25 protein-coding genes and 1 tRNA gene are annotated in these 26,965 nt (G+C 70.6%); 11 read left to right on the forward strand and 15 right to left on the reverse strand.

The features are described from left to right. Nucleotides 1-92 precede the first annotated feature (92 nt). Complete coding sequence (locus RY94_RS08225; protein ID WP_043444061.1) at nt 93-860, reverse strand: isoprenyl transferase; 768 nt, start codon at nt 858-860, stop codon at nt 93-95. A gap of 282 nt (nt 861-1,142) precedes the next feature. On the opposite strand from RY94_RS08225, the gene trhA reads away from it, so the two are divergent. Continuing rightward, on the forward strand, nt 1,143-1,808 hold the full coding sequence (gene trhA, locus RY94_RS08230; RefSeq protein WP_043444583.1) for a PAQR family membrane homeostasis protein TrhA: 666 nt from the start codon (nt 1,143-1,145) through the stop codon (nt 1,806-1,808). Between the two features lie 52 nt (nt 1,809-1,860). Here the strand turns inward: trhA and RY94_RS08235 are convergent, their stop codons facing one another. Then, nucleotides 1,861-2,223 (reverse strand): hypothetical protein, encoded by a 363-nt coding sequence (locus tag RY94_RS08235; protein ID WP_156135088.1) that lies wholly within the window; start codon nt 2,221-2,223, stop codon nt 1,861-1,863. Nucleotides 2,224-2,316: 93 nt separating this feature from the next. Next, the gene (mca, locus tag RY94_RS08240; RefSeq protein ID WP_442853442.1) at nt 2,317-3,243 is read right to left on the reverse strand and encodes a mycothiol conjugate amidase Mca; all 927 of its coding nucleotides are present in this window, start codon (nt 3,241-3,243) and stop codon (nt 2,317-2,319) included. Nucleotides 3,244-3,321: 78 nt separating this feature from the next. On the opposite strand from mca, the gene RY94_RS08245 reads away from it, so the two are divergent. Together RY94_RS08245 and greA are read left to right on the forward strand one after the other, a co-directional pair. Then, nucleotides 3,322-3,756 carry a DUF4307 domain-containing protein gene (locus RY94_RS08245; protein WP_231554465.1) on the forward strand — a complete coding sequence of 145 codons (435 nt, stop codon included), beginning with the start codon at nt 3,322-3,324 and terminating at the stop codon, nt 3,754-3,756. Nucleotides 3,757-3,960: 204 nt separating this feature from the next. Beyond that, entirely contained in the window at nt 3,961-4,455 is a 495-nt protein-coding gene (gene greA / locus RY94_RS08250) for a transcription elongation factor GreA (protein WP_043444067.1), read from the forward strand. A 20-nt stretch (nt 4,456-4,475) separates the two neighbouring features. On the opposite strand, the gene RY94_RS08255 is transcribed toward greA, so the two are convergent. Genes RY94_RS08255 through RY94_RS08270 form a run of 4 tightly spaced genes read right to left on the reverse strand, consistent with a single transcriptional unit; the run spans nt 4,476 to nt 8,641 of the window. Then, entirely contained in the window at nt 4,476-5,075 is a 600-nt protein-coding gene (locus RY94_RS08255) for a rhomboid family intramembrane serine protease (protein WP_231554466.1), read from the reverse strand. Nucleotides 5,076-5,086: 11 nt separating this feature from the next. Next, the gene (gene ilvA / locus RY94_RS08260) at nt 5,087-6,376 is read right to left on the reverse strand and encodes a threonine ammonia-lyase (protein ID WP_231554467.1); all 1,290 of its coding nucleotides are present in this window, start codon (nt 6,374-6,376) and stop codon (nt 5,087-5,089) included. Beyond that, complete coding sequence (locus RY94_RS08265) at nt 6,373-7,695, reverse strand: AI-2E family transporter (protein WP_052274145.1); 1,323 nt, start codon at nt 7,693-7,695, stop codon at nt 6,373-6,375. The genes ilvA and RY94_RS08265 overlap by 4 nt, the downstream gene beginning before the upstream one ends. Nucleotides 7,696-7,729: 34 nt before the next feature. Then, complete coding sequence (locus RY94_RS08270; protein ID WP_043444070.1) at nt 7,730-8,641, reverse strand: aldose 1-epimerase family protein; 912 nt, start codon at nt 8,639-8,641, stop codon at nt 7,730-7,732. A 130-nt stretch (nt 8,642-8,771) separates the two neighbouring features. Between RY94_RS08270 and RY94_RS08275 the strand changes: the two genes are divergently transcribed. The 3 genes from RY94_RS08275 to galK are packed head-to-tail and all read left to right on the forward strand — an operon-like array spanning nt 8,772 to nt 11,850. Beyond that, entirely contained in the window at nt 8,772-9,569 is a 798-nt protein-coding gene (locus tag RY94_RS08275; protein ID WP_043444072.1) for a DeoR/GlpR family DNA-binding transcription regulator, read from the forward strand. Next, nucleotides 9,566-10,696: a galactose-1-phosphate uridylyltransferase gene (gene galT / locus RY94_RS08280; protein WP_043444074.1), complete on the forward strand. Its 1,131-nt coding sequence runs from the start codon at nt 9,566-9,568 to the stop codon at nt 10,694-10,696. The genes RY94_RS08275 and galT overlap by 4 nt, the downstream gene beginning before the upstream one ends. Then, the gene (galK, locus tag RY94_RS08285; RefSeq protein ID WP_043444076.1) at nt 10,693-11,850 is read left to right on the forward strand and encodes a galactokinase; all 1,158 of its coding nucleotides are present in this window, start codon (nt 10,693-10,695) and stop codon (nt 11,848-11,850) included. The genes galT and galK overlap by 4 nt, the downstream gene beginning before the upstream one ends. A gap of 119 nt (nt 11,851-11,969) precedes the next feature. Here the strand turns inward: galK and RY94_RS08290 are convergent, their stop codons facing one another. After that, nucleotides 11,970-12,851 (reverse strand): Bax inhibitor-1/YccA family protein, encoded by an 882-nt coding sequence (locus tag RY94_RS08290; RefSeq protein ID WP_043444078.1) that lies wholly within the window; start codon nt 12,849-12,851, stop codon nt 11,970-11,972. A gap of 298 nt (nt 12,852-13,149) precedes the next feature. On the opposite strand from RY94_RS08290, the gene RY94_RS08295 reads away from it, so the two are divergent. From RY94_RS08295 to RY94_RS08315, 5 genes are all read left to right on the forward strand, one after another. After that, entirely contained in the window at nt 13,150-14,481 is a 1,332-nt protein-coding gene (locus RY94_RS08295) for a branched-chain amino acid ABC transporter permease (protein ID WP_082046243.1), read from the forward strand. 9 nt (nt 14,482-14,490) lie between these two features. Then, a complete protein-coding gene (locus RY94_RS08300) occupies nt 14,491-15,477 on the forward strand; it encodes a branched-chain amino acid ABC transporter permease (protein WP_043444080.1) in 987 nt (328 codons plus the stop codon). A gap of 164 nt (nt 15,478-15,641) precedes the next feature. Next, nucleotides 15,642-16,628 (forward strand): ABC transporter ATP-binding protein, encoded by a 987-nt coding sequence (locus RY94_RS08305; RefSeq protein WP_052274228.1) that lies wholly within the window; start codon nt 15,642-15,644, stop codon nt 16,626-16,628. Continuing rightward, nucleotides 16,628-17,368 (forward strand): ABC transporter ATP-binding protein, encoded by a 741-nt coding sequence (locus RY94_RS08310; protein WP_043444082.1) that lies wholly within the window; start codon nt 16,628-16,630, stop codon nt 17,366-17,368. Before RY94_RS08305 ends, RY94_RS08310 begins: the two co-directional genes overlap by 1 nt. A 123-nt stretch (nt 17,369-17,491) precedes the next feature. Beyond that, the gene (locus tag RY94_RS08315; protein WP_043444084.1) at nt 17,492-18,202 is read left to right on the forward strand and encodes a hypothetical protein; all 711 of its coding nucleotides are present in this window, start codon (nt 17,492-17,494) and stop codon (nt 18,200-18,202) included. Nucleotides 18,203-18,330: 128 nt separating this feature from the next. On the opposite strand, the gene RY94_RS08320 is transcribed toward RY94_RS08315, so the two are convergent. The 7 genes from RY94_RS08320 to eno all read right to left on the reverse strand — a co-directional run bounded on the left by RY94_RS08320 (nt 18,331) and on the right by eno (nt 26,916). Continuing rightward, nucleotides 18,331-19,737 carry an ABC transporter substrate-binding protein gene (locus RY94_RS08320; protein WP_052274147.1) on the reverse strand — a complete coding sequence of 469 codons (1,407 nt, stop codon included), beginning with the start codon at nt 19,735-19,737 and terminating at the stop codon, nt 18,331-18,333. Nucleotides 19,738-19,994: 257 nt separating this feature from the next. Then, nucleotides 19,995-20,067: transfer RNA gene (locus RY94_RS08325), tRNA-Leu, on the reverse strand. Nucleotides 20,068-20,193: 126 nt separating this feature from the next. Continuing rightward, nucleotides 20,194-21,633 (reverse strand): NAD(P)/FAD-dependent oxidoreductase, encoded by a 1,440-nt coding sequence (locus tag RY94_RS08330; RefSeq protein ID WP_043444086.1) that lies wholly within the window; start codon nt 21,631-21,633, stop codon nt 20,194-20,196. Between the two features lie 34 nt (nt 21,634-21,667). Then, nucleotides 21,668-23,113 (reverse strand): S8 family serine peptidase, encoded by a 1,446-nt coding sequence (locus tag RY94_RS08335; protein WP_052274148.1) that lies wholly within the window; start codon nt 23,111-23,113, stop codon nt 21,668-21,670. Nucleotides 23,114-23,117: 4 nt separating this feature from the next. Next, on the reverse strand, nt 23,118-24,776 hold the full coding sequence (locus tag RY94_RS18625) for a DUF501 domain-containing protein (RefSeq protein WP_082046184.1): 1,659 nt from the start codon (nt 24,774-24,776) through the stop codon (nt 23,118-23,120). Nucleotides 24,777-24,865: 89 nt separating this feature from the next. Continuing rightward, complete coding sequence (locus RY94_RS16810) at nt 24,866-25,273, reverse strand: FtsB family cell division protein (protein WP_231554468.1); 408 nt, start codon at nt 25,271-25,273, stop codon at nt 24,866-24,868. A gap of 362 nt (nt 25,274-25,635) precedes the next feature. Further along, on the reverse strand, nt 25,636-26,916 hold the full coding sequence (eno, locus tag RY94_RS08350) for a phosphopyruvate hydratase (RefSeq protein ID WP_043444088.1): 1,281 nt from the start codon (nt 26,914-26,916) through the stop codon (nt 25,636-25,638). Between the last annotated feature and the right edge of the window lie 49 nt (nt 26,917-26,965).

Here is a 26,965-nt window from a genome sequence, read left to right on the forward strand (position 1 = left end):
CACGGACCCGGGTCGATGGCTCGACCCTACGCCTCCCGTCCGCACGGCGCGCGCCGGAGCCGCCGTGTCCGTGGTGAACGGACGGTTAACCCTCAGGAACCGAAACGGCGCTGGCGTCGGCCGAAGTCGCGCAGGGCCCGCAGGAAGTCCACGCGGCGGAAATCGGGCCACAGGGCCTCGCAGAAGTAGAACTCGCTGTACGCGCTCTGCCACATGAGGAAGCCGGAGAGCCGCTGCTCGCCGGAGGTGCGGATGACGAGGTCCGGGTCCTGCTGGCCGCGCGTGTAGAGGCGGGAGGAGATGTGCTCGTCCGTGAGCTCCTCGGCGAGCGTCTCCAGTGACGTCCCGCGGGCTGCGGCGTCCCGCATGAGCTCCTTGACGGCGTCGACGATCTCACGGCGCCCCCCGTAGCCGACCGCGACGTTGACGTGGATCCCGTCGATCTTCTCCGTGGAGGCGGCGAGGTCCACGAGCTTGCCGCTGAGGTCCTCCGGCAGCAGGTCGAGGGCTCCGACGGGCTGCACCCGTACCCGGTTGCTCTCGCCCAGCCGGTCCAGGGTGTTGGCGATGATGTCGAGGAGCTGGTCGATCTCCTCCTGGGGCCGGCCCATGTTGTCGGTCGAGAGCATGTAGAGCGTGACCACATCCACGCCGAGTTCCTCGCACCAGCCGAGGAACTCGTGGATCTTGTCCGCGCCGGCCTGGTGGCCGTGGCTCGTGGGGGCGCCCGCGAGCTTCGCCCAGCGACGGTTCCCGTCGACCATGACACCGATGTGGTGGGGGATGCGCTCGGGCGCGAGGTTGCGTTGCAGCCTGCGCTCGTAGACGCTGTAGCCGACTTCGGGGAACTTCCACGTCACGCCGGGCAACACCTCCTGGATCCACGCTCCGGCGGTCCGGAACTCCGTCGCACCGGACCACCCGGCGCTGTGCGCATACCTCGTCCTACCGTACCGGCAGTCGCCTTATAAAGGGCTGCACGGCCGCCGTCGAGGTGTTGCGGACGCGTCGCCGGCCGCCGTCCGCGGGTGTCGCCGTGGGCTAGAATCCGGGCTATGACCCCGCGCGACCAGGCCCCCCGCTCCCGCCCTTCGGACTCCGCCGGCAGCCGCGTCGCGGCGTTCGAGGACACGGTCGGTTCGATGGCGGGACCCCTCGCGGACGCCATGGCTGCCAAGCCGCTGTGGCGGGGCTGGATCCATGCCGTCGCGACCCCTCTGGCGGTCGCGGCCGGGATCGTCCTCGTGGCGCTCGCGCCCACGCCGGCGCTGAAGATCACCTCCGCCATCTACGCCTTCACCGGCGTCCTGCTCTTCGGCGTGAGCGCCGTCTACCACCGCGGGAACTGGAGCCCCCGGGTGAAGGTGGTGCTGAAACGCCTCGACCACACCAACATCATGCTGGTCATCGCCGGGTCCTACACACCGCTCGCCTGGGCACTGCTGGAGCGCGGGAAGGCCGAGACCCTGCTGTGGATCATCTGGGGTGGCGCGATCGCCGGCGTGCTGTTCCGCAACGTCTGGGTCGATGCCCCGCGGTGGCTGTACGTCCCGATCTACGTGGCGCTGGGCCTCGCCTCGGTGTTCTACCTGCCCGACTTCTTCCGGGCCGACGTCGCCGCGGCCGTCCTCATCTGCGTGGGCGGCGCGCTCTACATCGCGGGTGCCGTGTTCTACGGGATCAAGCGTCCCAACTTCTCGCTGCGCGTGTTCGGCTTCCACGAGCTCTTCCACGCCTTCACCGTGGCGGCCTTCGCCGCGCACTTCATCGCGATCATGCTGGCCGTCCTGGACCCCGTCCAGGCCTAGCCGTCGCGACCCGGCCGTCGCGACCCGGCCGTCGCGACCCGGCCGTCGCGACCTAGCGGTTGTCCGGACCGTGCCTGCCGCCGGGCATGGGCCGCCCGGCGTCGTCCGGGCCTTGCGCACCCGGTCGGGGGACGTCGGCCTCCCCATCCGGATCGGCAGAGTCCGGATCGGCAGCGTCCGGATCGGCGTCGGCCTCGCGCTGGGCGCGCGCCTGGTCCACCTCCGCGGTGTAGCGGACGCGGCGGATGCGCCTGGTCATGTCGCGGATGAGGAGGATCACCAGCACGACGATGAAGAGCGTCGCCAGGAACCCGAGGGTGCCGGGCGTCACGGACGCCGGATCCAGCCCTGGTTTCAGCGTCGGATCGCCCGACGGCGTCATCGTCGTTGCAGCCAGGCTGAGGTCAAGGAACACGAAGGCACCACTTTCGAAGCTCGCAGCGGATCACGGTGACCGCCGCGAGCAATTCTACGCGGGATAGAACTGGCCCATGGACCGGGAGGGGTCCTACGCGTCGGCGGTGATGCCGGCGAAGAAGTCGTGCTCGGGCAGCTCCGAGTCCACCCTCGAGGTGATGAGGGAGTAGTCCTCCCACGGCCACACCTTCTGCTGCATCTCGATCGACACGGCGAAGAAGAACCCCTCGGGGTCCACCTGCGTGCGATGCGCGAGGAGCGCCCGCTCACGGTGCCCGAAGAAGTCCGCGCAGTGGATCTGCGTGGTCGTCGCATGGGTGGGGGCGGGCGGCTGGTGCCCCTCGGCGTCCGACTCGAGCCACTGCGCGAGGCGCTCGGCATACGGGGACTGCAGGCCGGCCTCCTCGAGGGCGAAGTGCAGGGCGCGGAAGCGCTCGGGGTTGAACGCGCGGTCGTAGTAGAGCTTCGACGCGCTCCACGCCTCGCCCGTCCCGGCGTAGCGCCCGGGGTCGGCTGCGGCCTCGAACGCCTCGACGGCCACGCGGTGGGCCATGATGTGGTCGGGGTGCGGGTAGCCGCCGTTCTCGTCGTAGCTGATGATCACGTGGGGGCGGAACTCGCGCACGAGCTTCACGAGCGGCGCGGCAGCCCGCTCGAGCGGCTGCAGGGCGAAGCACCCCGCCGGGAGGTCGGGCAGGGGGTCGCCCTCGGGCAGCCCGGAGTCCTCGAAGCCGAGCCACCGGTGCCTGACGCCGAGCTCGGCGGCGGCGCGGGCCATCTCGAGCCGGCGGAGGCCCGGGAGGTCGCGCCTGCCGTGCGGGTCGTCGTTCATCGCCGCGTTGAGGATGTCGCCGCGCTCACCCCCGGTGCACGTCGCGACCATCACCTCGGCTCCGGCCGCCACGTAGCCGGCCATGGTGGCCGCGCCCTTGCTCGACTCGTCGTCCGGGTGGGCGTGGACGGCGAGGAGGCGGAGGCCCTCGCGGGACTCGCCGGGCTGATCCTGGGGTGGCAACACGCGCTCCTGGCTGGTCGGGGGAGGTTAAAGTGGGAGCGGCCGGAGGGGGCCGCCGTCGACGGACGGTAAAATGGGAGCGTGAGCTCCGCCGAAACGCCAACACCCAGACTAGCCAATCGCTACGGCACCCCCAAGCCGAGGAAGCCGATGGGCCGGGTGCGGTTGCTGGTCGTCGCAGTGGTCCTCGCCGCCGTGGCGGCGATCGCCGCCGTCGCCCTCACCACCGGCAGCCCTCCCGTCTCCTCGAAGGACGTCGGCTTCGCCCTCTCCTCGGACGAGCTGGCGAGCGTCGATTTCGAGGTGACGAAGGACCGCTCGGCGACCGCGCAGTGCGCCGTGCAGGTGCTCAGCGAGAACTATGCGGTGGTCGGGTGGAGGGTCGTGACCATCGGCCCGAACAGCGACGAGGAGGGCGCCAACGACGGCGGCACCACGGCCCACCGGACCGACGTCCGCCTCGATTCGCCCGGTGTGTCCGGCGGCGTCAACGCCTGCTGGATCGTGGAGGACTGAGCCGGCCGGTCGGACTGCTTGGGTTCTGGCCCTCCCCCCTCTAGAATGAGGGGATACGTATCGCCCCGCTTCACCGGCGTACCGGCCACCCGGTCCCACGAGGCGGGGTGTTTGCTTGCCGGTGACACACGGCTGCACTGCCGGCCCGTCGAGTGACCATGAGCCCCGCCGTCCTGGTGGCGGCCGTACTGAAGGAGTTATCCCGTGTCCACGAACAGCGTTCCCATCGCCGCCTGGCTCACGCAGGAGTCCTACAACCGGCTCAAGACCGAACTGGACCACCTGTCCGGTCCGGGTCGCACCGAGATCGTCGCCCGCATCGAGCAGGCCCGCTCCGAGGGCGACCTCAAGGAGAACGGCGGCTACCACGCCGCCAAGGAGGAGCAGGGCAAGGCCGAGGCCCGGATCCGCCAGCTCACGCACCTGCTGGAGAATGCACATGTCGGCGAGTCCCCGGCGGACGACGGCGTCGTCGAGCCGGGCATGATGGTGTCCGCGAAGATCGCGGGCGACGTCGAGAACTTCCTCCTGGGCAGCCGTGAGGTGGCCGGCGACACGGACATCGACGTCTACAGCGAGAAGTCGCCCCTGGGCGCCGCCATCCAGGGGACGAAGGCCGGCGACACCGTCACCTACGTGGCGCCGAACGGCAAGGAGATCACCGTCGAGATCATCTCGGCCACCCCGTACGTGGGCTGACCCGTCAGCACACCCGCCGGCTACGCGCCGGTCCCGAAGCGGTCCGCCCTCCCGGGGGCGGGCCGCTTCCGTTTGAGCACGAACGCGGCGAGGATCCCCCCGAGCGCCCCGAAGAGGTGCGCCTGCCAGGAGATGTTCGTGCCGACCGTGGGCAGGACGCCCCACAGGATGGACCCGTAGGCGACGAACAGGACGACGGCGAGCAGGATCTGCTTCCAGTCCCGGTTGTAGAAGCCGCGCGTGATCAGGTAGGTGAAGAGGCCGAACACCACGCCCGAGGCGCCGATGGTGAGTCCGCCCCCGAACAGCCAGGTGCCGATGCCGGAGGCGAGCCAGCAGATGCCGATCGCCGCTGCGAACCGCCGCGCACCCTCCAGGAAGGCGAGGAACCCGAGGACCAGCAGGGGCAGGGTGTTGCTGGCCAGGTGCTGGACCCCGCCGTGCAGCAGGGGCGCGAAGACCACGCCGTCGAGCCCGTCCACGCTGCGGGGGGCGATCCCGAGGGTCCTCACGAGCATGTTCCCGAGCACGGCGTCGAGCAGGAACACCGCCCACATCGCGGCGACGAGGCCGACGACGGTGACCAGTCCGGTCTGCGCCCGCCGGGCGAGGGGGTGCACGGCCTCGGACCTCACCCCTGCACGACCACGGGCTGGAAGCCCTCGGCGCGCAGGTTGCTGAGGACCTGCTCGCAGTGCTCGTCGCCCTTGGTCTCCATGTTGATGGTGATCGCGACGTCGCCCATGCTGATCGACCCGCCCACCCGCGTGTGGTCGACGCCCGTCACGTTCGCATCCGACTCCGCGATGATCCGCGAGATGGTCGCGAGCGAGCCCGGACGGTCGTCGAGGAGCATGCGCACCACGAGGTAGCGTCCCGCCGCGGCGAGGCCGCGCTGGATGACCTTCAGCATGAGCATCGGGTCGATGTTGCCGCCGGAGAGCACCACCACGGTGTTGCCCGGGTCGGCGCCGTCCTCCGTCAGCTTGCCGTCGAGGAGGGCCGCCACACCGACGGCGCCGGCCGGTTCGACCACCATCTTCGAGCGTTCCAGCAGGAAGATGAGCGCCCGCGCGAGGGAGTCCTCGCTCACCGTCACGACGTCGTCCACGAGCTCCCGGATGATCGAGAAGGGCAGCTGGCCCGGCCGGCCGACGGCGATGCCGTCCGCCATGGTCGAGACCTTGGTGAGGGGCACGAGGGCGTCCGCGGCGAGGGAGGGAGGATAGGCGGCGGCGTTCTCCGCCTGCACGCCGATGATGCGGATGTCCCGCCCGAGCTCCTTCGCGCGTGCCTTGACCGCGACGGCCACCCCGGCGAGGAGCCCGCCGCCGCCCACGCCGATGAGGATCGTGTCGACGTCGGGCACCTGCTCGAGGATCTCGAGGCCGACGGTGCCCTGTCCGGCCACCACGTCCACGTCGTCGAACGGATGCACGAACACGGCACCGGTCTCGTCGGCGTACCTCCGGGCCTCGGTGAGCGCCTCGTCGACGTTGTGGCCGTGCAGCACCACCTCGGCTCCGTGCCCGCGCGTCGCGGCGAGCTTCGGCAGGGCGACGCCGAGGGGCATGTAGATGCGGGCCGAGATGCCCAGCCGCGCCGCCGCCACCGCCACGCCCTGCGCATGGTTGCCGGCGGACGCCGCGACGACGCCGCGGGCGCGTTCGGTGTCGGTCAGCTTCGCCATCCTGTTGTAGGCCCCGCGCACCTTGAAGGAACCCGCGCGCTGCAGGTTCTCGCACTTGAAGGACACGGTGGAGCCGGTGAGTCGGCCGAGGGCCCGCGACTGCTCGATCGGGGTGCGGGCGATGACCCCGTCGAGTGTCCGGTGTGCCGCTTCGACGTCGGCGAGGGTCACGGCGAGATCGGTGGCGGGGTCGGTGGCGAAGCCGGTGGTCAGTGCTGTCTGCTCGGTCACGGGGAGGTCTCTTCCTGGGGGGCTGGCGCGGCGGCGGGAGGGTCCGGGGTGCTGGCCGGTGACGACGAAGGCTCGTGGCCCGCCGTGACCGGCCCTCTAATGCCGGACCCTCCCTCCTGGGGCCAGCCCTGCCGGAGCACGGCGTCGTCGTGCTCCCAGGCCCTGTGCGAGATGTAGCGTACGGATGCGTTCAGGACCGCGAGGATCGGGACGGAGAACAGGGCGCCGGGGATCCCGGCAACGATCGTGCCGCCGGCGACGGCGAGGACCACCGCGAGCGGGTGGAGGGAGACGGCCGGCCCCATGACGAGCGGCTGGAGCACGTGTCCCTCGACCTGCTGCACGAAGAGGACGATCGCGAGCATGATCAGGGCGTTGACCCATCCGTTGGCGACGAGCGCGAGCAGGACGGCCACGGAGCCGGTGGCCAGTGCGCCCACGACGGGGATGAACGAGCCGAGGAACACGAGGACGCCGAGCGGCAGCGCCAGAGGCACCCCGATGATCGCGGCTCCCACGGCGATGCCGATGGCGTCCACGCCCGCGACGAGGATCTGGACGCGCACGTAGCGTGCCATGGACAGCCACCCCGTGCGGCCCGCGCCGTCGATCGCTGCCCGTGCGCGGACCGGCGCGAGTCCGACGACGAACCGCCAGATCCCGGGGCCGTCGAGCATGAAGAAGATCAGCGAGAACACCGTGAGGAAGATCCCCGCGGCGATGTGCCCCGCGGTGGACCCGAAGGAGAGGGCGCCGCTGAGGATGGAGGCGCTGTTGTTCTGGATCGCGCCCCCGAGGTCCTGGAGGTAGGAGTCGATCTGCGTCGCGGTGAGCTGCAGGGGCCCCTGGGACAGCCAGTCCAGCAGTTGCTGCACCCCCGCGACGGCTTCGCCCCACAGGCTCGCCATCCCGACGGTGAGCTGCTGGCCGACGAGCAGGAGGGCACCCGCGATGACGCCGAAGAACCCGACGAGCGTGATCGCGACGGCCAGCCCGTTCGGGACGCGCCGGCGGTGCAGCGCGACCTTCAGCGGCAGGAGCAGCGCGGCGAACAGGCCCGCGACCATGAGCGGGATGACGAGCACCGAGATCCAGGTGAGGAGGTAGACCAGCACGCCCCCCACGACGATGACGAGTCCCAGCCGCCACGCCCAGGACGCGGCGACGCGCAGGGCATAGGGGACGTCGGACCGCTCGTCGGTCCGGAGGGGACGGGGCGACGCGGCTCGGTCCGTGGGCGGTCCGGGAAGGGTCACAGCACCGCGGCTCACGGCGCGCTGCAAGGCGCGCTGGGGTTTCGCTCCGCGGAGACGCTGCATGGCCCAATCTTTCCATAGAACCCCCGCGCGCCCGCTACCCGAGAGCCGGCAGGATCCCCCACCGGGCCGAGAACGAGGCGCCCGGATCGAGCCACCGCAGGCCCTCCCCCGAGTTGAACGCGTCCGCCGGGGCGGTCATGGGCTCGACGGCCACGGCCTTGTCCACGCCGGGGTAGATGGTGCTCACGTACACGTGGGCGTAGGCGAAGGAGGCGTCGGCCCAGAGGGTGACGCTTCGTCCGTCCGGGGCGGCGAGGACGTGCTCGTGGCGCCCCCCGACGGTGCGGAGGTCCGTGAACGCCGTGTCGAACCGGAGGTCACCGATCCTCCGGCCGTTCCGCAGGTCGTGCTGGCCCGTGACGTCCACCGTGCCGGTGGGGATCGACCGGTCGTCGGTCTCGATCATCCGATCCGCCAGCAGTGTCAGCGTCAGCTCCTCCGTGGGCACGTCGGAGATCTTCAGGTAGGGGTGGGCGCCGAGGGCGAAGGGCGCGGCGTCCGGGGAGAGGTTCGTCAGCTCCTGCGTGACGGTGAGCTGCTCCTCGGTGAGCTCGTAGGTGGCGCGGTGGAGGAGGTGGAAGGGATAGCCGTGCTGGGGGAAGATCTCGGCCTCGAGGACGGCATGGGCGGACCCGGCGTCGACCGTCCGGTAGCCGGTGTTGCGGAGGAGTCCGTGGATGGCGTTGCCCTTGGACGGCTCCGTGATGTCGAGGCGCTGGTCCTTGCCGTGCAGCGACCAGCGGCCCCCGGCCACGCGGTTGGGCCAGGGGGCGAGGAGGATCCCGCCCCCGCCCGCGGGGATGTCGCCGTCGCCCCAGGTCTCGGTGAGTGCGACGCCGGCGCACTCGTAGGAGCGCAGGGCCGCCGCGAGGCTGGCGACGACGACCGTCGAGGTGCCCGCCCGCAGGGTGTGGTTGATGCCGCTCGCCGGCCGTGGAGTCGCCATGCAGCGATGCTACCCGCGCCGGTCGTGCGCGAACTCTTCCTGCGGCGGAGTGGCAGGGACCCCTATGATAGGTTTTGTTCGTTTCAGTGCGGACTCGTTCGATTTCCGTCTCGTCCCCGGCAGGAGGGTCATGCTTGCAGCAGAGCGCCATGCGGCGATCCTCGAGCGCCTCTCCGGGCAGCCGGCCGTGCGGGTGAGCGGACTGGCGATCGCGCTCGGCGTCTCGGAGATGACGGTCCGCCGGGACATCGACACCCTGGAGGCCCGCGGGGCGCTGGTCCGCGTCCACGGAGGAGCCGTGCGCCCGGGCAGCCTCAGCTCGGTCGAGGCCGGCTTCGACGCGAACCGGACACGGGGCGGCGCGGCGAAGCAGCAGATCGCGGCCACGGCGGTGTCCCTCCTGGCCCCCGGCATGACGGTCTCCGTGACGGGCGGCACCACCACCTTCGCCCTCGCCCCCCTCCTCGGCCGGATCCAGGGGCTGACGGTGATCACCAACTCGCTCCCCCTCGCGGACGAGCTGTTCAGGCTGAGCGCCGCCGCGCTCTCCGACGGCACCCCCCGGGTGCTGCTCTCCGGCGGCGAGCTCACCCCGTCGAAGGCCCTCGTGGGCCCGCTCGCGACCGCCACCATCTCCTCCCTCCGGGCGGACCTGTGCTTCATGGGCGCCCACGGCGTGGACGCCGCCGCGGGCATCACCACGCCCAACCTCGCCGAGGCGGACACCAACCAGGCGTTCGCCCGCACCTGCGGCCGGCTCGTCGTACTCGCGGACGCCACCAAGATCGGCGTCGTGAGCCTCGCCCGTGTCGCGGCGCTCGACGCCGCGGCCATCCTCGTCACCGACCGACACCCCGGCGCCGACTACGCCGCACACACCCGTATCCTCTGCGACCCCGTCACCGACCCCCACCTGGAGCGCCCATGACCCTCATCACCCCCACCCGCCTGTCCGACGGGCGCGAGCTGATCTACTTCGACGCGCACGAGTCCAGTGCCGCACGACACCGCGACGTGGACGCCGTGCGTGACGCGCGCGAGCTGCCCGCGCGTGGACCGGCAGGGACCGCCCGGTACGACGCCCTGACCGGCGAGTGGATCGCGGTGGCCGCCCACCGCCAGTCACGGACCCACCTGCCGCCCGCGGACCAGTGCCCGCTGTGCCCGACGACGCCGTCGAACCTCTCGGAGATCCCGGCCTCCGACTACGAGGTCGTGGTGTTCGAGAACCGCTTCTCCTCCTTCGGCCCCGACCTCGGCGACCTGCCGGCCGACCCCGCCTGGGGTACGACGTCGACGGCGTACGGCCGGTGCGAGGTCGTCGCGTTCGACTCCGCCCACGAGGGCTCCTTCGGGTCCCTGCCGCCGGAGCGCGCGCGGACCGTGGTCGACGCCTGGGCCCAGCGCACCGAGGCGCTGTCCGCGATGCCCGGCATCAAGCAGGTCTTCTGCTTCGAGAACCGCGGAGCGGACATCGGCGTGACGCTCCTGCACCCGCACGGTCAGATCTACGCCTACCCGTTCATCCCGCCCCGCGCCGCGACCCTCGCCGCGAAGGCCGCCGGGTTCTTCGAGGCCTCCGGCGGACGGCAGACGCTCATGGGGCACGCCCTCGCCGCCGAACGGCAGTCCGGCGAGCGCATGGTCATCGAGGGCGAGCACTTCAGCGCCTTCGTGCCCTTCGCCGCCCGCTGGCCGATCGAGGTCCATCTGGTCCCCCACCGGCAGGTCGCGGACATCGCGGGCCTCACGGGCGAGGAGCGCGACGAGCTCACGACGGTCTACCTCGAGCTCCTCGGCCGGCTCGACGCCCTCTACCCCACGCCCACGCCGTACATCGCGGCGTGGCAGCAGGCGCCCGTCGACGCCGCACTGCGGCCGGCGAGCTACCTCCACCTCCAGCTCACCTCCCCGCGCCGTGCCGCCGACAAGCTGAAGTTCCTGGCGGGTTCCGAGGCGGCCATGGGCGCCTTCATCAACGACACCACCCCGGAGAAGGTGGCGGAGGCCCTCCGCAGCGCCTCTCCCGCCACAGCCCGGAAGGACCAGGCATGAACACCACCCCCCACGAGCTCGCGGCCGCCTTCACCGACCGCTTCGGCCGCGAACCGGACGGCCTGTGGGCCGCCCCCGGTCGCGTCAACGTCATCGGCGAGCACACCGACTACAACGACGGCTTCGTCCTGCCCTTCGCGATCAGGCACTCGACGACGGTCGCCGTGGCGGTGCGCCCGGACCGGATGGTGCGGGTCGCCTCGACCTTCGCCGCGGACGAGGCCCCTGTGACCGCGGATCTCGACACCCTCGAGGAAGGTGGCGTGGAGGGCTGGGCGGCGTATCCCCTCGGCGTGCTGTGGGCCATGGAGCAGTCCGGCTACCGCTGCCCCGGCATGGACATCCTGGTGGACTCGTCGGTCCCCGTCGGCGCCGGGCTCTCCTCCTCCGCCGCGCTCGAGTGCGCCGTCGCCGTCGCCGCGAACGATCTCTCGGAGGCCGGCGCGTCCCGGCGGGAACTGGCCGCGATCGGGCAGTTCGCCGAGAACCGCATGGTCGGGGCGCCGACCGGCATCATGGACCAGTCCGCGTCGCTGTTCGGCGAGGTGGGGCATGCCGTCTTCCTCGACTGCCGGTCCGGGGAGTCCCGGCTGGTACCCCTCGACCTCGAGGGTGCGGGGCTCGAACTCGTGGTCATCGACACCCGCGTCAGCCACTCGCACTCCACGGGGGGCTACGCGGCCCGCCGTCGCTCCTGCGAACTCGGTGCGGAGCTCATGGGGGTCCCCGCGCTGCGGGACCTCTCGGTCAAGGACCTCGCCGAGGCGGCGGGTGTCCTCGACGAGGAGACGTTCCGGCGCGTCCGCCACATCGTCACCGAGAACGCGCGGGTCGAGGACGCCGTGGACGTCCTCACCCGGAAGGGCCCCGCCGATCTGGGCTCCCTCCTCGTGGCCAGCCATGCCTCGATGCGCGACGACTTCGAGATCTCCTGCCCCGAACTCGACACCGCGGTGGACGCAGCACTGGACGCCGGGGCGCTCGGCGCCCGGATGACCGGCGGCGGGTTCGGCGGCGCCGCGATCGCCCTCGCACGCGTCGACGACGTCCCCGCCATCCGCACCGCCGTGGAGGAGGCGTTCTCGTCCGCGGGCTTCCGGGCTCCGGTCATCTTCGGCGTCCTGCCCGGGGCGGGCGCGGCGCGCGTCGCCTGAGGTCGGCAGCGGCCGCCGGCGAGCGCAGGAGCGGCACGACGCGAAAGAGACCCGCAACCGGGAGGTTGCGGGTCTCTTCTGCGTGACCGGGCAGGGCGCCGGAGTGCGCCCCGGTGCTGCTAGTCGCTGCCGCGAAGGATGGCGAGCAGGCGCAGGATCTCGACGTACAGCCAGATCAGCGTGACGGTCAGGCCGAAGGCCGCGGTCCACGAGTACTTCTGGGGTGCGCCGTTGCGGACGCCCTCGCTGATCGAGGTGAAGTCGATGATCAGGGAGAAGGCCGCGAGGCAGATGGCGAAGAGGCCGATGACGAGGCCGAACGGGATGCCCTGTTCGAAGCCGAACATGCCCTCCGTGCCCGGGATCCCGCTGCTGCGGAGGCCGAACGCGCCCTCGGTCACGCCGAAGAGCATGAGCCCCAGGTTCACCAGCGAGAACGCCGCGTAGCTGATGATCGCGATCATGAAGAACTTCATCGCCTTGGGTGTCGCACGCACCTTGCCGCTCCTGAACAGCGCCAGCGTGACGCCGAAGACCACGAGCGTACCGAGGACGGCCTGGACCGCGATGCCCGGGTACATGGCCTCCAGGAACATGGTGATACCACCGACGAACAGACCCTCCAGCGCCGCGTAGGCGAGGATCAGCGCCGGCGACGGCTCACGCCGGAACGCGTTGACGAGGCCGAGCACGAAGCCGCCGAGGGCACCGATGACCATGAGGGGCAGTGCGAGGCCCGGCAGGACGAAGGCGGGGATCGCCGCGCCGACGAGCACGACGCCGATGCAGAGCAGCGTCTTCACGATCACGTCGTCGAAGGTCATGCGCCCCGTCTGCGCGGGTCCGGCGGACGGCTGGTTGTACATGTGCTCCAGCTGCTGCTGGTTCGCCATGGTCTGGCCGGCGTACATCGTGGTGCCGACCCCCGCCGCCTGGTTGCCGCCCCGGGTAGCGGAACGGAAGGTCTTCCCGTTGAATACCGGATTACCGCCAAGTGCCATTTTCTGTAGTCCTCCAATAGGGGGCTGAGTGTCGTACGAACCCTATCAAGTGCAACGGTTCGGCCCGGGGTTTGTTCCCTGCAGCGACCGTGGTCACACCCGGCCGGAATTTCAATACCAAGGAGCCTTGGTAAAACTTTCGTTACCGAATTGCTACCTTCGCCGGATGCTTTTGCGAAGAGGTGAAACATGCCCCTAGTAAAGTGATCCCCACGTCCGTGACACTCGTCACACCTACTGATCCCGGCGGTCCGCCGCCGGGCTTGCCCCCACCGTGGAGGTTCCCATCTTGATCACCATGTCCACGCCTGCACGGATCAGGAGGTCGCTGCTCCTGGTGCTCGGCCTCCTGATGATCGTGCTGCTCGGCGCCCCCGCGGCGCAGGCGTCCCAGCAGTCGTCCGTCCCGGCGGTGCATCAGACGCAGGCCGCCGCCACCATCCAGGCCCAGCAGTTCGACAATCGGATCGGCGGCGTCCTCCGCGGTGTCGACGGACCCATCGCCGGTGTGACGGTCACCGCCACGGGCAACGGCTTCGAAGGCGAAGCCACCTCCGGCCCCAACGGTGCCTGGAGCATCGGCGTGCCCGAGCAGGGCACCTACGAGGTGGAGGTCGACGAGGAGACGCTGCCGGAGGGGGTCGCCCTCGCGGAGGGCCAGGAGAACCCCCGTGAGGTGACCTTCGCCAACACCTCGAGCGCCACCACCCTCTTCCTGTTCGGCGAGGGCATCGTGTCGCAGCAGGCCTCCTTCATGGACACCCTCGCCGAGCGCGCGCTGGCAGGGTTCAGCTTCGGCCTCCTCCTGGCACTGAGCGCCGTCGGACTCTCCCTGATCTTCGGCACCACGGGCCTCACCAACTTCGCCCACGGCGAGATGGTGACCATCGGCGCGGTCCTCGCCTTCGCCTTCTCGGCCGCCGGGCTGCCGATCGGCGTCGCGATCGTCCTCGCGGTCATCGGTGGCGGCCTGCTCGGCTACGTGCAGGACGCCGGTCTCTGGAAACCCCTCCGGCGCCGCGGGACGGGCCTCGTCCCCATGATGATCGTGAGCATCGGCCTCGCGCTCGCGCTGCGCTACACCATCCAGTTCTTCTTCGGCGGAGCCACCCAGCAGCTGCCGGGGTCGCAGAGCGAGATCATCGACCTCGGTTCGGTGTCCATCTCCCGCAACAACCTGATCTCGCTGATCGTGAGCCTCGTGGTCATCCTGCTGGTCGCCTTCCTGCTCCTGCGCACGCGCATCGGCAAGGCCACCCGCGCGGTCGCCGACAACCCCGCCCTCGCCGCGGCGTCGGGCATCGACGTGGACCGCGTCATCAGGATCGTCTGGGTCATCGGCGGCATGCTCGCCGCCCTCGGCGGGATCCTGTGGGCCTACTATCGTCCCGGCGTCTCCTACAACATGGGCCAGCAGATCCTGCTGCTGATCTTCGCCGGGGTCACGCTCGGTGGTCTGGGCACGGTCTTCGGCGCCCTCGTCGGTTCCATCATCGTCGGCCTGTTCGTGGAGATCTCCACGATCTGGCTGGAAGCGGACCTCAAGTACGTCGGGGCGCTGCTCATTCTGATTCTCGTGCTCCTCGTCCGGCCACAGGGCATCCTCGGCCGCCGTGAGCGCATAGGTTAGGGGCTCTTCATGGACTTCGGAAACATCCTCATCAACGCCTTCGGCGAGATGATCAGCCCCACCACGGCGGCGTACGCCCTCGCGGCCCTCGGTCTCGCGGTGCACTTCGGCTACTCGGGCCTCCTGAACTTCGGGCAGGCGGGCTTCATGGCCATCGGCGCCTACGGCTACGCCATCGCGACCCTCAGCTTCGGCGCACCCCTCCCGGTGGCCGTCCTGGTGGCCGTCGTGGCCTCCGTGATCTTCGCGATCATCCTCGGCATACCGACCCTCCGCCTGCGGGCGGACTACCTGGCGATCGTGACCATCGCGGCCGCGGAGATCGTCCGCTACATCGTGACCACCAACGGGCTCACGGAGGTCACGGGCTCGGCCAACGGGCTCGCGGCGTTCGAAGGCGGGTTCTTCGGGCTCAACCCGTTCCCTGCCCGCGAGGGCGGCTACAGTATCGGCCCGCTCGGGATGAACGAGCGCGACCTGTGGATCCGCCTGGTCGCCTGGACCATCGTCGCCATCGCGTGCCTCCTCGTCTGGCTCCTCATGCGCAGCCCCTGGGGCCGCGTGCTGAAGGGCATCCGCGAGGACGAGAACGCCGTGCGCTCGCTCGGCAAGAACGTGTACGCCTACAAGATGCAGGCCCTGATCATCGGCGGTGTCCTCGGATCGATCGCGGGCATCATCTTCACCCTGCCGCGCGGCGCCGTCCAGCCCGCGAACTACGCGACGGAACTGACGTTCTTCCTCTACACGTGCCTCCTCCTCGGCGGCATGGCCACGGTCCTCGGACCGGTCATCGGGGCGATGATCTTCTGGGTGGTGCTCTCGCTGACGCAGGGGATCCTGTACGGCCTGATCGAGATCGGCGCCATCACGTTCCTCGACAATTCCCAGGCGGGTCAGCTGCGCTACATCCTCGTGGGTGTGGCCCTGATGCTGCTCATGATCTTCAGGCCGCAAGGCGTCCTGGGCAACAAGAAGGAGCTGGCGTTCGCATGACCGGCAACCACAGTGGGAACACTCACGACAACAGTCACGACAGCGGGAACGGGCCGGAGGTCGCCTCCGGCGACGCCGCTCCGGTCGCGTCCGGCGCGCATGCCGCGGCGGGCGCCGCGGAAGGCGGCTCCGCTGCCGGCGCCGCCCCGCCGGGCCAGGACTACATGACGGACTCCGAGCCCATCGCCACCGGGGAGGCGAAGCCGGGGTGCAGCAAGCGCGACCCCATCGTCGTCGCCCGGAAGGTGACCCGCAGCTTCGGCGGCATCAACGCCGTCGACGTCGAGCACCTCGAGATCCCCCGGCACAAGATCACCGCCCTGATCGGCCCCAACGGCGCCGGTAAGACGACCCTGTTCAACCTGCTCACCGGGTTCGACACACCGAACAGCGGTGACTGGGAGTTCGACGGCAAGCCGCTCGCCAAGGTCGCCTCGCACAAGGTGGCCCGGATGGGCATGGTGCGCACGTTCCAGCTCACCAAGGTCATGGGCAAGCTCACGGTCATGGAGAACATGCGTCTGGGTGCCGCGGACCAGCCCGGTGAGAGCCTCGCGCGGGCCCTGTTCAAGGGCATGTGGGGTGGCCGTGAACGCGACATCACGAAGCAGGCCGAGGTGTTGCTGGAGAAGTTCAAGCTCGACACCAAACGCGACGACTACGCGGCGTCGCTCTCCGGCGGGCAGCGCAAGCTCCTGGAGATGGCACGGGCGCTCATGGTCCGGCCGCGGCTCGTGATGCTCGACGAGCCGATGGCAGGCGTCAATCCTGCGCTCACACAGTCGCTGCTGGAACACATCAAGAACCTGAAGGCGGACGGCATGACCGTCCTGTTCGTCGAGCACGACATGCAGATGGTCCGCCACATCGCCGACTGGGTCGTGGTCATGGCCGAGGGCAAGGTGGTCGCGGAGGGTCCGCCCGCCATCGTCATGAAGGACCAGGCCGTGATCGACGCCTACCTGGGCGCCCACCACGACGTGGACCTCGGCGATTCGGAGGGCATCGAGCGCCTCGAGGCGGAGCTGGCCCACGACCAGGAGTCGGTCATCGGCACCGAGGACGAGGGGATCCTCGGCCGCGGGGTCGTCGAGCTCGGAGGCGAGCCGAACGCGGCGGCCCCCGCGCCCAAGGATGAGGAGACGAAGTAATGGCTGAATTCGAGGGCGACTCCGTCGTCAAGGTCACGGATCTCGTCGCGGGCTACCTGCCCGGCGTGAACATCCTCAACGGGTGCAGCATCGAGGCCCGCCGCGGTGAGCTCATCGGGATCATCGGCCCGAACGGTGCCGGCAAGTCGACGCTCCTGAAGGCGATGTTCGGGCTCGTGAAGGTGCATTCCGGCACCGTCATCGTCCGCGGGCAGGACCTCACGGGCCTGAAGGCGAACAAGCTCGTCAGCCTGGGCGTCGGCTTCGTGCCGCAGAACAACAACGTCTTCTCCACCCTGACCATCGAGGAGAACCTCCAGATGGGCATGTACCAGAGGCCGAAGGACTTCAAGGAGCGCTTCGACTTCGTGGCGAGCCTCTTCCCGGAACTCGCGAAACGGCGGGCGCAGCGGGCAGGATCGCTCTCCGGCGGCGAGCGCCAGATGGTCGCGATGGGCCGGGCCCTGATGATGGACCCGGCGGTGCTGCTGCTGGACGAGCCGTCGGCCGGCCTCTCCCCGGTGAAGCAGGACGAGACGTTCCTCCGCGTGCACGAGATCAACAGGGCCGGGGTCTCGGTGATCATGGTGGAGCAGAACGCGCGCCGCTGCCTGCAGATCTGCGACCGCGCCTACGTGCTGGACCAGGGCAAGGATGCCTACACGGGCACCGGCCGCGAGCTGATGAAGGACCCGAAGGTCATCCAGCTGTACCTCGGCACCCTGGCCGACACCGCCTGAGGCCCGCACCTCAAGGAGGCGTGAAGCGCAAGGGATGGGCGGAGCCTGCAATGGTTCCGCCCATCGCTGTGTCCGGCCCGCTACGTTGGCAGGACGACGGCGTGCGCCCGGGAAGGACGACTCATGGCGGGACGGATCAGCGGCACGCTCGGCGCGGGCTTCGAGGCGGTGTTCCGCGGCATCAAGCACGTCCGGCGGCACCGCCCCATCCACCCGCGCGGGCTGCGGCTCGACGGGACGGTCGTGGTCCACGGGCACGGCCTCTCGAGCGGTATCGCGTGGATCGATCGGCCGAGCCGGTCCCCCGCGACGGCGCGCGTCTCGCGCTCGGTGGGCACCCGGGACGGGATGCCGGACGTCGTGGGACTCGCGGCGCGGTTCCATCACCCCGCGAACGGACCCGCACCCTCGACGTTCTCCGACATCCTGCTGTCCTCGACCGGCTGGTCCTTCCCCGGCCGCTTCGTCCTCGTGCCGCGGCTCGGGGTCTCGCGTGCCCCGTTGAGCACGATGATGCCCTATCGGGGCGACGACGGCCCCGTGCTGCTCGGTGCGCGCACGGTCGGTCCCGCCGGCCTCCCCGCATCACTGAGTGGGCTGGAGCGTGCCCTCGGCTCCTCGGCCTGGCAGCTCGGCCTGTTCTTCGCGACGCCCCTGGGTCGGTGGCAGCACTTCGGCACCCTCACCCTCGTCCTGAGCCCGGAGGCGGAGGAGAGGGATCTCCGCTTCGACGCCGTCCTCCACCCGCTCGCAGGGGCCGCGACGTACGACTGGGCCCGCCGCCTCCGTGAGCCCTCCTACGCCCTCTCCCGGCGCGAGCCCGGCGACGGCTGACCCCGGAGGCCGCGCCCTCGTCCCGGGACGTGCACGGGCAGCACAAGGCCCCGGTCGCACCTTCCGGAGAAGGGCGGCCGGGGCCTCGTCGGTCGTGTCACCTGTCGGGGTGACGCTAGGGACAGTCCCTAGAGCTTGCCGACCTCGGAACGGCTCGGCTGGGGCTTGTTGTCGGCGTCGTACTTGTAGATGCCGATGGCGGCCTCGGTGGGATCACCGTTCTCGTCGAAGGAGACAGGTCCGGAGATGCCGTCGTAGTCGATGTCCTCGCCCTCACGCAGCAGCGTGACGCAGCCCGCGAAGTCGAAGCACTTGGTGCCGTCCTTCGACACTGCCGCCAGCTGCTCGGAGATCGCCGTCCCCTCGACGCTTCCCGCCGCCTCGGAGGCGAGCGCGATGAGGTTCACGGCGTCGTAGCTCTCGCCCGCGTAGGCGAAGCTGTCCAGGTTCGGATCGATCGTGGCGAGCGATTCCTGGAAGCCGGTCCCGGTGAAGGGGCCGGGGATGGTGCCCTGGGCTCCTTCGAGGGTGCCCGGGTCGAGATCCTTGCTGTAGTCGGTGGTGTTGCCGTCGACCATGAAGATCGAGCCGGCATCGATGCCCTTGGCGACCAGCAGCGGGACGATGCTCTTGGCCTCGTCGAAGCTGATCAGGACGATCGCATCGGGCTTCGCCGCGGCGATGGCGTCCACCTGGCTCGAGAACTGGGAGTCGCCGGTGTTGAACATCTCGTTGCCGACGACCTGGCCGCCTGCGCCTTCGATGACTTCCTGGATGTTGCTCTGCAGGCCGGTGCCGTAGGAGTCGTTGAGCGTGATCATGCCGACCGTCTGCGCACCGCACTCCATGATGTAGTTGCCGAGCGTGCGTCCCTGGAGCACGTCCGAGGGAGCGGTGCGGAAGTACAGTCCCTGGTCGTCCCAGGTGGTGAACTCCGGTGAGGTGTTGGCGGGCGAGAACTGCACCACGCCGGCGCCCGTGATCTGGTTGATCACGGTCTTCGAGACACCCGAGGACGCGGCACCGATGATGGCGCTGACATCCTGGGACAGCAGGTCGGTCACGGACTGCGTCGCGATGTCGGTGGTGGTGTCACCGGAATCGCGGTGCGTGATCGAGATGTCCTGGCCCAGCACACCGCCTGCCGCGTTGACCTCCTCGACGGCGAGGTTGACGCCCGCGATCTCCGGCGGGCCGAGGAACGCGAGCGTCCCGGTGGTCGGCAGGATGGATCCGAGCTTCAACGGCTCAGGGCTCGTGGTCTCGCTGGCGGGTACGGCTGCGGGATCACCCTTCTCGCCCTGCTCCTCGCCGGCCCCACCCTCGCTCTCGGGGCATGCCAGCGTGGAGGCGCCTGCTGCCGCCGTGGTCTCCGTGCTGCCGCTGTCGCCACCGTCGCCCTCGGAACCGGTGGTCCCTCCGCCGCCGCAGCCGGAGGCGAAGAGCGCGACGCCCAGGCTCAGGGCGGCGATCTTCGCCGCGCGCGGGCCGTTCTCCCCAATGCCGAAACGCGCGGGGTTGCGTGTTGCAGTCATGAATTAGTCTCCTCGACCGAAAGGCTCTTGCTGCCTTTGATACGTGTTGCCAGGTGTTCCTGGCTTATGGGAAAAGCTAATCCAATTTCGTGTCCGAGATAAGGGAATCGGGTTACATCCTTGTAACGCTCGTCACAGCCGGACGATCGGCCTCTTGACAGCCGGCACTGATCAGTATTCTGCCTATCTCGTCCCGACGAATCGTTCCGCGGACCTCCGGCGGGCCGTCCCGGGTGGCCTCGCGCCGCGGGGAGGGGTGCCCCAGCAGGGACTCGAACCCTGACTGAACAGATTTTAAGTCTGCTGCCTCTGCCATTGGGCTACTGGGGCCGATCGGACGCTCCAGCCTACCGCGGAGGCGGCCCGGCCCACGGGCGTCGGATGCGGCGGGAGACGCAGAACGACGGCGACCCGCTGCGGGTCGCCGTCGTTCTCCTTACGCGTGCTGCGGGATGCTCAGGCGGTAGCCTTCGCGGAGGCCGCCGTGCCTGCCGGCGTGGGCGGCTGGCTCTGCAGGGCGGTGTCCTTCCTCGGCGGCGGGGTGGCCGCTTCGCGGAACTGGCGCTGGGGGGTCTGCAGGTCGGAGATCGGGGCGAGGTCCCGGCCGAAGAGGAAGCTCATGCTCCAGTTCACGATGACGCGCGCCTTGCGCTCGTACATGGGCATCGCGAAGCCGTGGTAGCCGCGGTGCGCGAGCCAGGCCGGGAAGCCCTTCATGCCGAAGCCCATGATGTTCGCGACGCCCTTGAACTGGCCGAAGCCGGCGACGGCGCCGAGGTTGGTGTGGCGGTACTCCTTGACCTCGTCCACGCCGTAGTTCGCGGCGAGGATGTTGGCGGCCAGCAGCTTGGCCTGGCGGACGGCGTGCTGGGCGTTGGGGACGCAGAAGCCTCCCACTCCCCCACCGGTGAGATCGGGGACGGCGGCGACGTCGCCGGCGGTCCACGCGTGCTCGATGGGCCCGTCGTCGCCGGTGATCCGCAGTTCCGCGGAGGCACGGACGCGGCCGCGCTCGTCCACGGGGAAGTCCGTGGAGCGGACCACGGGGTTCGCCTGGACACCGGCGGTCCAGATGAGGGTGTCGGTCTCGAACTCGTCGGCCGGGGTCTTGTCCGGCATGTTGATGAGCTTCAGGGTGCCGTCCACGGCGCTGGAGAGCGAGGTGTTCAGCAGGACCTCGATCCGGCGTGAGCGGAGGTGCTCCACGACCCACTCGGCCTGCTCGGCGGTGACCTCGGGCATGATGCGCCCCATGGCCTCGACCAGGACGAAACGCAGGTCGTCGCGGCTGAGGCGCGGGTTGGCCTTCACGGCGTCGCGTGCGGCGTCCTCCATCTCCGTGATGGTCTCGATGCCGGCGAAACCGCCGCCGACGACCACGAAGGTGAGCGCGCGGTCACGCTCGGGGCCCTCGGGGAGGACGGAGCCGGTCTCGATGCGCTCGAGCATGCGGTCGCGCAGGGCGACGGCCTCCTCGATCGTCTTCAGGCCGATGCCCTGGTCCTTCAGGCCGTCGATCGGGAAGGTGCGCGTGATGGAGCCCGCGGCGACGACGACGTCCGTGTAGCCGAGCTGGAAGGACTCCCCGCCGCCCGAGGGGGCGATCGTCGCGGTGCGGCCCGCGTGGTCGATCGACGTGACCTTGCCCGAGATGAGCTCCGTCTTCTTCAGGTGCTTGCGGTGGGACACGATCGCGTGGCGCGGCTCGATGCTCCCGGCCGCGACCTCGGGGAGGAACGGCTGGTACGTCATGTAGGGCAGGGGATCCACCAGCGTCACGATGCCGCCGTGGTCCTTGACCTTTTTCTGGAGCCTGTGCGCCACGTACAGGCCGACGTAGCCGCCGCCGACGACGAGGATGCGCGGGCGATCAGAGAAGTGTGGGTTCGATGCCATTCCTCGATGCTACCGGACTTTGTGAAAATCTTCACTAGCTCGGCGAGGACCCCACGACCTCTCCGCGGCCCGGCTCGTCGTCCCCGGCCGGCCGCTCGTCGTCGCCCGTCCGCGCTCCCGCGGCCGCCTCCCGCCGCCGGACGCGAGCCACATGCAGGGCGCCTCCCACGAGCATGGCGAGTACCAGGCTCGCGAACCCGAGCACCACGACGGCCGGGATGTTGTGGACCGAGACGAGGGGGTCCTCCGCCTGCGGGGCGGGCGGTGCAGGGATGACCTCCGCTGCCTGCTCGCCGGGCGGGACCGGTGCCGGCGCCGGGCTCTGGCCGCCCCGCCGGTACAGCTCGATCCACTGGGCCATGCTGCCCAGCCGGTTCTGCTCGGGCACCTGGAGGTCGCTGTTCACGGCTGCTGCCACGTCCAGGACCCCGTAGCCGTACAGGGTGTCGAACCCGGGCGCCCCGGCGTCCTTCGCCGTACCCACGATGCGGTTGACGACCTGCGCGGCCGAGAGCTCCGGGTAGCGCGACCGGATCAGGGCTGCCACACCGGCGACGAGCGGCGCCGCGCCGGACGTCCCGGACCACTCGGCGTAGAACCCGCCGGGGAGTCCGCCCACGAGGTTCTCGGAGGGAGCCGCGACCGCGATGCTGATGCCTTCGCTGGACGCCTCGTCGCTGGCCAGGCCCGACCGGTCGAGGCCCGCGACGGCGAGGACGCCGGGGATCGTGGCGGGGGCGCCGACCTGCGTCAGTCCGCCGGCACGGTTGCCGGCCGCGGCGACGATCACGACGTCGTTCTGTTCGGCGTGGAGGAAGGCGTCGTCCCAGCTCTCGGGCCAGGCCGTGCTGGTGCTGCCGAGGGACATGTTGATGACGTCCGCGCCGTTGTCCACGGCCCAGCGGACGGCGTCGGGCACCTGCTCGTCGACGGAGATGCCGCCCGGGTTGGGGCCGCCGTTGGGCCCCTCGATCCAGACGGACACCGCGAGCAGGTCGGCCTTCGGCGCGACGCCGACGATGCCGTCCGGACCTTCCCCGTACCGGGCGAACGGCGCCGTCTCCGCCGAGGGTGTCGCCGTGGCGCTGCTCGTGCCGGAGGGCCCTGGCGCAGGTGCGGGCGCCGGTGCGTCGGTGTGTCCTCGGCCCGCCAGGAGCGTGCTGACCAGGGTCCCGTGGCTCGGGACCTCACCGATGCCGCGCAGCCCACCCGGGTCCCCGGCCCCCGAGGCGTCCGTCCCGCCGACCACGGCTCCGGCGAGGTCCGGGTGCGTCGCGTCGACGCCGCTGTCGATCACGGCGACGGTGACACCCTCGCCCTGCGTGCTCTCCCATGCCTCGGCGATGCCGTAGTCCTCGAGCCAGTACTCCTTGGCGCGCACCTGGTCGGCGGCGGCCGGCAGGGCCGCCTGCAGCAGGACGGTGAGGGCGACGACGACGGCTGTCCCCGTCCGGGCGGCCGCGCGGCGTGGCGTGGGCATCAGCTCACGAGCCCTGCCGGGCGACGCTCAACGCTATGCCGTCGAGGATGTCGTGCTCGCTCGTGATGGCGGTGGCGACCCGCCCGTCGGTCAGGACCGCCACGCGCTCCAGGATCGTGCGCCAGATCAGGGCGCCGGCGCCGATGACGTCCACCCGGCCGGGGTGCATGTAGGGCAGCGCCGCGCGCTCCGCGCGCGGCCTGTGGAGGAGGTCCGACGCCGCCCCGGAGATCGCCGGGATGGGCAGTTCGGCGCCGTGGATGCGCTCGGCCTCGTAGGCGGGGAGGTCGAGTGCGTGCGCGGTCACCGTGGTGATGCTGCCCGCCACGCCGACGATCTTCGTGACACGGTCCAGCGGCACCCGGGCGGCCGCCTGGTCGATGAGTCGCCGGACCTCGGCCTCCATCGCCGTGATCTGCTCCTCGGACGGCGGATCGTCCCGGAGGAAACGCTCCGTGAAGCGCACGCAGCCCATGTCCGTGCTCAGCGCTCCGACCAGCCCCTCGGTCGTGCCCGCCACGAACTCCGTGCTGCCGCCGCCGAGATCGATCACGAGGACGGTCTCGTGGGCGTCCGTCGCCAGCACGCTGACGGCGCCGTCGAAGGACAGCCGCGCCTCCTCGTCGCCGGAGACGACCTCGGGCTCGACGCCGAGGCGTGCCCGGATGCCGTCCACGAAGTCCTGCCGGTTCTCGGCGTCCCTCGATGCCGACGTCGCCACGAAGCGCACCGGCGGGTTCCCGTGCTGCGCGATCAGCGCCGCGTACTCCTCGGTCGCGGCGAAGGTGCGCGCGAGGGCGGCCTCGGACAGGCGCCCGGTCGCGTCGACGCCCTCACCGAGGCGCACCACGCGCATGAGGCGCACGACGTCGGTCAGGACGTCGTCCTGGATGTCGGCGATGAGCAGGCGGATCGAGTTGGTGCCGCAGTCGATGGCAGCGGTGCGCATGGCGTCTCCTCGCGGGGGTGGGGTGGTGGTCGCGCCGGCGGCGCCGCGCCGGCGTGCAGCCCGCTTCGCCTCGAGCTCCTCGGGGCTGAGCCCCTGCGTCCTGGTGTGTCGGCTCAGGTCCGCGTGGGGTGCCTGGCCCGTGGTGTCCCACGCTCCGTCGCAGGAGCAGCGGTCCGGCGTCCACCAGGGGGCGATGGCGCTGATCGCCTCGTCACCGAGCGGATTCACGCCGGGACCGGCCGCGAGGGAGTGGCCCACCAGCACGTGGAGGCATTTGACGCGCGTCGGCATCCCGCCGGCGGAGACGCCGTCGATCTCCGGGACGGGGCCCGTGCCGGCGCGCTCCCCGACGGCGTCGCGCGCCGCCAGGTACGCGAGGTGCGCCGCCCGGTAGCGGTCCGCGAGGTCGGGGTCCCGGGTGAGCCTGTCGCTCATCGCGGTCATCACGCCGTCGGCCTCGAGGCGGGAGACCGCCGCCGTGATGACGGGGTGCGCCAGGTAGTAGGTGGTGGGGAAGGGGATGCCGTTGGACAGGCGCGGAGCCGTGGTGGCGACGAGCGGGTTCCCGCAGACGCACCGGGCACCGATCTCGACGACGTCGCGGACGGGACGCCCCAGCTGGCGGCTGAGGACGTCGAGGTCGCGTGCGCTGGGGGTCCTGGGATCCGTCGCCCGTCGGTCCTCGGGGGCGTCGTGGTGGCGGTGCTGGGTCACGCTGTTCCTTTCCTGGTGCGCGGCGGGCGTGCGGTCCGCCGCAGCACCCGATCCGACGGGGCCTCGCCCCGGGGGCGGGGCGCCGTCGCTCAGTCCGTCGCCGCGCGGGCGACCGAGTTCCACAGGGAGTCCACCCAGGGCAGGTCGGCGGGCTCGGCGGCCGATCCCTCGCCCGTGCCCTCCTCGATGCCGTCGCCGCCCTTGACGAGGTAGCGGGTCTCCCCCGGCATCACGAGGAAGATCCGTTCGCGGGCCTGCTGCTTCACGAAGGCGGGATCGTCCCAGCGCGCGAGTTCCGACGTGTAGTCGGCCTGCTGCTGCTGCTGCGCGGCGATGTCCGCGCGGAGGGCGTCGAGTTCGGTCTGCTGCTGCAGGTAGCGGCTCACCGACGGCGCCAGCAGCACGATCACCGCGACGAGGACGACGGCGAGGGCCAGCAGGCGCCCCGAGAACGCCTTCGCCGGGATGGGTGTGGCTTCCTCGGCCGGCTCGATCACCGACTCCGCCCGCCTGGAGCCGAGCCGCCCGCGCCGGATGCTGCCGGCGAGCTGGGACCGTTCCGCCGCCCTGGCCNGCTCCTGGCCGGCGCCGGAGCATGGCCGGCACCCCGTGCGCCGGCACCGGATCCGGGTTGTGCCGGTGCCCCGGCGGACCGGGAGCCGTGGGCGGGGGGCTGGCCCTTGGACGCCGCCGGGGCCGGCCGCTCCTCCGCCGCAGGCGTCGGGCGGCCGGCTCGCGGCACGTTAGGGCGGCGGACGGTCATGGAGCTCCTCGTCGATGCTGTCGCGTGTGGTCGCGCGGGTTCCTCACGGAGCCCGTCTAACGAGGGTAGCCGCCCTCTCGATCAACTGCGGATCACCTAGGCCGTGAAACGCGGGAAGGCGCTGCGACCGGCGTAGCGTGCGGCGTCGTCGAGCTCCTCCTCGATGCGGAGCAGCTGGTTGTACTTCGCGACCCGCTCGCTCCGGGCGGGTGCGCCGGTCTTGATCTGGCCGGCATTCGTGGCCACGCAGATGTCGGCGATCGTGGTGTCCTCGGTCTCGCCGGAACGGTGCGAGGTGATCGTCGTGTAGCCGGCACGCTGGGCCATCGAGATGGCGTCGAGCGTCTCGGTCAGGGTGCCGATCTGGTTGACCTTGACCAGCAGCGAGTTCGCCGTCCCGGTGGAGATGCCCTTGGCGAGGCGCGTGGGGTTCGTGACGAAGAGGTCGTCGCCGACGATCTGCACCTTGTCGCCGAGCACGTCGGTGAGGTGCTTCCAGCCTTCCCAGTCGTCCTCGTCGAGCGGATCCTCGATGGAGACGAGCGGGTAGTCGCGGACGAGCTCCTCGTAGTAGGCGCTCATCTCCTGGGTGCTGAGGGACCTGCCCTCGAACTGGTAGGCGCCGTCCTTGTAGAACTCGGACGCGGCGACGTCCAGGGCGAAGGCGATGTCGGTGCCGGGCGTGTAGCCGGCGCGCTCGATGGCGGTGGTGATGAGGTCCAGGGCGTCGCGGTTGGACGGCAGGTTCGGGGCGAAGCCGCCCTCGTCGCCGAGGCCCGTGGCCAGGCCCTTCTCCTTCAGCACGGACTTGAGCTCGTGGTACACCTCGACGCCCCAGCGGAGCCCCTCGGAGTAGGTCTGCGCGCCGAGCGGCACGATCATGAACTCCTGGATGTCGACGTCGGAGTCGGCGTGGGATCCGCCGTTGAGGATGTTCATGAGGGGGACGGGCAGTACGTGCGCGTTCGGGCCGCCGAGGTAGCGGTACAGCGGGAGGGTCGAGGACTCCGCGGCGGCGCGGGCGATGGCGAGGGAGACGCCGAGCATCGCGTTGGCGCCCAGGTTGGACTTGTTCTCGGTGCCGTCCAGGTCGATCATCGCCTGGTCGATCGCGCGCTGGTCGGCGGCGTCGAACCCGAGGAGGGCCGGCTGGATCTGCTCGATCACGGCTTCGACGGCCTGCAGGACGCCCTTCCCGAGGTAGCGGTCCTTCTCGCCGTCACGGCGTTCGTTCGCTTCGAACGCACCGGTGGACGCGCCGGAGGGGACGGCCGCGCGGCCGAAGGTGTCGTCGTCGAGCAGTACCTCGACCTCGACCGTGGGGTTTCCGCGGGAGTCGAGGATCTCCCTCGCGTGGATGGCATCGATAATGGCCATGGAATAGCTCCTCTTCGTTGGAGTGTAGGGGTCAACATCTTGTTGGGAC

Origin of the sequence: Arthrobacter sp. L77, assembly GCF_000816565.1 — a bacterium.
Classification (GTDB): domain Bacteria; phylum Actinomycetota; class Actinomycetes; order Actinomycetales; family Micrococcaceae; genus Arthrobacter_D; species Arthrobacter_D antioxidans.

What these genes read in the sequence shown, in the direction of transcription:
- RY94_RS08265 (WP_052274145.1), bottom strand. Translation starts at nt 7,695, where the DNA reads ATGCAGCGTCTCCGCGGAGCGAAACCCCAGCGCGCCTTGCAGCGCGCC.
- RY94_RS08305 (WP_052274228.1), top strand. Translation starts at nt 15,642, where the DNA reads ATGACGGACTCCGAGCCCATCGCCACCGGGGAGGCGAAGCCGGGGTGC.
- RY94_RS08320 (WP_052274147.1), bottom strand. Translation starts at nt 19,737, where the DNA reads ATGACTGCAACACGCAACCCCGCGCGTTTCGGCATTGGGGAGAACGGC.
- RY94_RS08300 (WP_043444080.1), top strand. Translation starts at nt 14,491, where the DNA reads ATGGACTTCGGAAACATCCTCATCAACGCCTTCGGCGAGATGATCAGC.
- RY94_RS08310 (WP_043444082.1), top strand. Translation starts at nt 16,628, where the DNA reads ATGGCTGAATTCGAGGGCGACTCCGTCGTCAAGGTCACGGATCTCGTC.
- RY94_RS08275 (WP_043444072.1), top strand. Translation starts at nt 8,772, where the DNA reads ATGCTTGCAGCAGAGCGCCATGCGGCGATCCTCGAGCGCCTCTCCGGG.
- eno (WP_043444088.1), bottom strand. Translation starts at nt 26,916, where the DNA reads ATGGCCATTATCGATGCCATCCACGCGAGGGAGATCCTCGACTCCCGC.
- galT (WP_043444074.1), top strand. Translation starts at nt 9,566, where the DNA reads ATGACCCTCATCACCCCCACCCGCCTGTCCGACGGGCGCGAGCTGATC.
- RY94_RS08290 (WP_043444078.1), bottom strand. Translation starts at nt 12,851, where the DNA reads ATGGCACTTGGCGGTAATCCGGTATTCAACGGGAAGACCTTCCGTTCC.
- trhA (WP_043444583.1), top strand. Translation starts at nt 1,143, where the DNA reads ATGGCGGGACCCCTCGCGGACGCCATGGCTGCCAAGCCGCTGTGGCGG.
- RY94_RS08315 (WP_043444084.1), top strand. Translation starts at nt 17,492, where the DNA reads ATGGCGGGACGGATCAGCGGCACGCTCGGCGCGGGCTTCGAGGCGGTG.
- RY94_RS08270 (WP_043444070.1), bottom strand. Translation starts at nt 8,641, where the DNA reads ATGGCGACTCCACGGCCGGCGAGCGGCATCAACCACACCCTGCGGGCG.
- galK (WP_043444076.1), top strand. Translation starts at nt 10,693, where the DNA reads ATGAACACCACCCCCCACGAGCTCGCGGCCGCCTTCACCGACCGCTTC.
- RY94_RS08335 (WP_052274148.1), bottom strand. Translation starts at nt 23,113, where the DNA reads ATGCCCACGCCACGCCGCGCGGCCGCCCGGACGGGGACAGCCGTCGTC.
- RY94_RS08295 (WP_082046243.1), top strand. Translation starts at nt 13,150, where the DNA reads ATGTCCACGCCTGCACGGATCAGGAGGTCGCTGCTCCTGGTGCTCGGC.
- RY94_RS08330 (WP_043444086.1), bottom strand. Translation starts at nt 21,633, where the DNA reads ATGGCATCGAACCCACACTTCTCTGATCGCCCGCGCATCCTCGTCGTC.